4 protein-coding genes are annotated in these 3,765 nt (G+C 59.1%); all 4 read right to left on the bottom strand.

From position 1 onward, the window contains the following. Positions 1-17: 17 nt before the first annotated feature. Entirely contained in the window at positions 18-464 is a 447-nt protein-coding gene (locus ACJWXQ_RS06490; RefSeq protein WP_406672406.1) for a D-Ala-D-Ala carboxypeptidase family metallohydrolase, read from the bottom strand. A 9-nt stretch (positions 465-473) separates the two neighbouring features. Then, on the bottom strand, positions 474-2,090 hold the full coding sequence (locus tag ACJWXQ_RS06485) for a hypothetical protein (protein ID WP_406672405.1): 1,617 nt from the start codon (positions 2,088-2,090) through the stop codon (positions 474-476). Next, positions 2,087-2,641, bottom strand: coding sequence for a DUF2612 domain-containing protein (locus ACJWXQ_RS06480; RefSeq protein WP_406672404.1), 555 nt, complete (start codon positions 2,639-2,641; stop codon positions 2,087-2,089). Before ACJWXQ_RS06480 ends, ACJWXQ_RS06485 begins: the two co-directional genes overlap by 4 nt. Continuing rightward, positions 2,641-3,765: baseplate J/gp47 family protein (locus ACJWXQ_RS06475; protein ID WP_406672403.1), on the bottom strand; the 1,125-nt coding region annotated here is incomplete at its 5' end. The genes ACJWXQ_RS06475 and ACJWXQ_RS06480, both read right to left, overlap by 1 nt.

Genomic DNA, 3,765 nt, shown 5'->3' with positions numbered 1-3,765 from the left:
CGAGACTTTATATTTTGTCAAAACGAAAGACGTGATCCACGCGGCTTGCCCTCCGCTGCGCCGACGTCGACGTGAACGAAGGTGCCGTAGTGAATCATGCGGGCGTCAACGCCTTGCGAGCGTGCGTATTCAACGAGCGCGATCATGATCTCTCGGAAGCGATCCATCAAAGTCGGATCAACGGGCTGTAGGTCGAGCGCCCTGAAAAACAGGTGCTCACTCGTCGGCGACGCCCCCGGCAGCACTCCGTTATAGCGGCTGTCACGATACCCGCTCGCGCAGCGCACCGGCGCGCCCAACGCCTCACGCGCGCAGTCCGCGATCGTCAACGCCGGGATGACGTTATCCCACAGATCACGATCGGGTGAGAGTAGCTTATTCCAGCGCCGCGCGCGCACGATCTCGTCGGCACCGAAATGATTGATTCCGTGGTCGTCGATAAATGCTTGTAGTTCGTCGATCATTGTGGTCCTCTATCGTGTAGGAATCAACACACCGTGAAACGGACGGTTGAACCGGTCCGTCGGGTCGGTGCGAACCATCTGGCGGGATTGACGACCTAGCGATAGAGCGCGTAGCGCTTTAGGCGGGGCGCCAGGAGATCCCTCGTCGATCGATCCCGCCACAGACCACCCGTAGAGACCGTCGATCGATGCGAACGAGTCGACCCGCTCATCCCAATCGTCGCCAGGATCAGCCTCGAAGACCATCTGTGTCCTGATCGCAGTCTCGGGATCGTCGATGCCTACTTGTATACCGATCACGGTCGCCCGGAGATCGCACAGTACGCGGTAGTGTAGCGAGGCAGGATCGGCGCCTGATGAAAAGAGTAGATCTTCTCCATCGGTCGACAAGAACACCTGCACGCCCCCCGCGCCTTCGGGGGGGCCGAACGTGTCCGATCTCCAGTATAGATCCAGCGTGGGCTTGACCAGATCGCTGTAGTCGCTGTAGTCTGGTACGTGCCGAAAATGGAAGGATTCGATCCCGCGCACGTCGGATCGCGTGCCGACATAGCAGCGATTTCCCGACCACACGACGGTGCGGAGATCACTATGAGGCATCGACGGTTTTCCGACCGTCGTCGACGCAACTTCATAGATTCCGACGGTGTCGGGTTGGTCGACGTCGATGTCGGGTGTCTCCCCATTGGCGTCGAGCAGAAACACGAACGAATCGTTGGTGACGTCGGTCGTGTTGTTCGAGTCGCCGTGAATGTGTACCGCCAGAAATTCGCCGTTCGACGCAATCCCGCTGCAAACGTATTCCTCGGTTGATTCGAGGTCGCCCGCGGCGTTGATTTCAAGCGACCAGTCCGGTTCGCTGACCTCGCCGGTCTGGTCGGCGGCGAACCCCTCGACAAAAAATCGCGTTCCGCTGCCCGTGTCGTCGAGCATCCGCACCCAGGCAATCCATTCCCCGTAGCAGACGACGTGCGATGCGTCAAATTCTTCGACTTCTGATTCGTGATCGTATCTCCAGCGAGGCTCTTCGAGATCCCCATCTGCGTCGTAAGCTGACAGCGTCCTGCGGTCGTCGCCCCCGACGGCCTCGGTGATGACCGCCAGAGAGTGCCCGTCAGTGTCGATCGCAGTAGGGGCTATGTCCTCTCCGAAGATACCGGTATCGTCGGCCCGCTGAATCTCCCCGTCTCGGACCTCGAAAGCTGCGACCCTCCCCCTGAAAGGAGATGAGAATTCGATGATCTCTGTAATAAAAACCCGCCGACCATCAGACACAGGCACCCGCCCGATCGACTGCGTCGATGCCGAGTCATCTACGACGTCAAGGGGATCGAGGAGATCGTCTAGCTCGCGGGACAGGGGCACTCCGGGCGGGACGGCAATCGAAGCCGTGGCACGAGGCTCCATGATCTCGGCGGCCTCTGCGGGCTCGCCAAATGTTCCCCCGCCTGTGCGATCGAGATAGTCGATCCACCGACCAACGGCTCGCTGGAGCCAGTTTTTTTGATCCGCAGGCGGAAAATACCCAAAGGGCCAGCCGCGCGCGCGCTCGTTTTCGGGCTCGCTAATTAGGCTCTCTGGATCTTCGGCCCACGTAGGATCTTCTGTCGGTCGATCTATGCTCATAGAATCCTCGAAAATTCGCCATCGTCTAGCCCCGGCCCTAAGTCATACTGGTAGGCTTGACGGCTACCCTCGATGAGTGTAAGGCCGACACCGGCGGGCTTGATTGATTGCATTAGTGTACGTATACGCGATCGAAGTGCGCCTGTCAAGGGTGAATCTCGCTTGATCGTTAGCGCGTATCCGGCGGGGTAGAGTTCAAAGTGCCTGACCTCCCCCGGCCCTGCGACGATCTCGAATACCGAGATCATGCGATCGGTAGAATCGTCGCTTAAGTTCGCTAAGATCCTGGCCTCGATGAAACGCCGATAATCCTCGTCGTCTAGTCCGCCGCGATCCTCTCCCACGACCGCGCCCCATTGATCAAGCGCCCAGCCGCTCGCGGCGGTGATCGTCGTTGATACGAGAAGATCAAAAGATATATCCTCGATCTCTTGTGTCGCCCCCGCCAGCGCTTTGATTAGCGCCTGTACACGTGGAGATTCGCGGTACTGCGAGAGCAAGAGCGACGACGCCATATCACGGAAGTCGGGAATGTAAACTAAATCTGACATTATACCTCCGCCACCGCTAGATCATCAAGCACCGCGATCTCTGTGATCGCGGGTTCGATGTCCGCGCTCCCGCCGTTTAGTTCTACGGTCGCGCTGATCACGCCGTCGATGTCGTCGATAGCGCCGAGGATCGCGAGTACGCGCACGCGCTCGCCCACGAGAAGACCGGCAAAGTAATCCTCGATCGCCTCTTCGATCTCGTCTTCAAGTCCGCTGTCGCCGGTATATTCTACGTCCACGTCAACGTCGATCTCGTCCGCGATAAACCAGCGGATCGTTTTCGCGAAGCCGTCGCCGCCGGTGACGGTCGCGGACTCGTCGCCTACCGACTCGATCCCGGCGGCTTTTCTTTTGTAAATCTCCGCCGCCAGCGCTTCGCTCTGTTCCGTCGTCAACGCGGGATAGACGATCGCCGCCATTGATTTGTTGGGGAGTGTAAAGCCCGCGATCGTCTCGGGATCGTTGGTGTCGTTGTCGATCACGATCGCCGCCTGGATTCCCTCGATTTCCAGTAAATTAGCGCGAATCGCTGGGACCGATCCTCCCGCGAGGATCTGGAGAGATTGCGATCTTCGCAGGCGCAATTGCGCGTCCGTCTCTCGATCACGTCCGAGCGTCGCGTCCTCCGCGCTGGTCACGGTGTCCCACCCCTCGACGGGGCTGTTGATCTCCCACTCATCTGTCGCGAACGCCGTGATCGGCCCTGTCTCGTCCGGCCTCGCTTGAACCTCGACGGTGCCGCCCGTCTCTATGACGACTGTTTCCTGCGTATACCAAAGCGATCCGTTAGGATGCTCTACCTCGCTGCCCTCGTCGATCTCGGTACCAGGATCACCTCCAAGCGTGAGATCCACGGCGCTAAATTCTGCCGGTATACGCGTTATCCCTACCAGTGTGGCGAGCGTATCGAGTTGGTGACCGGTGGCGTTGTCGGGATCGCGGGAGTCTGCAATCGCCTGTAGCATCTCGCTCTGTCTACCCATGACCTCGGCGATGACCTGCGTAATCACGCCCAAGAATACATCATCGGCCCACTCAATTGTAAGCCCTGTGCGCGTTTCGTACTCACTGCGGATCTGGTCTAATAGATCGACCGATCGCGGCGCTACGAATCCCTGATCTGT

Source organism: Natronospira sp., assembly GCF_007134575.1.
GTDB classification, from domain to species: domain Bacteria; phylum Pseudomonadota; class Gammaproteobacteria; order Natronospirales; family Natronospiraceae; genus Natronospira; species Natronospira elongata.
This window is presented reverse-complemented; position numbering and strand designations above follow the sequence as displayed.

Bases quoted from the DNA above. Each gene is read 5' to 3' on its own strand.
- ACJWXQ_RS06490 (WP_406672406.1), bottom strand. From the start codon at position 464: ATGATCGACGAACTACAAGCATTTATCGACGACCACGGAATCAATCAT.
- ACJWXQ_RS06485 (WP_406672405.1), bottom strand. From the start codon at position 2,090: ATGAGCATAGATCGACCGACAGAAGATCCTACGTGGGCCGAAGATCCA.
- ACJWXQ_RS06480 (WP_406672404.1), bottom strand. From the start codon at position 2,641: ATGTCAGATTTAGTTTACATTCCCGACTTCCGTGATATGGCGTCGTCG.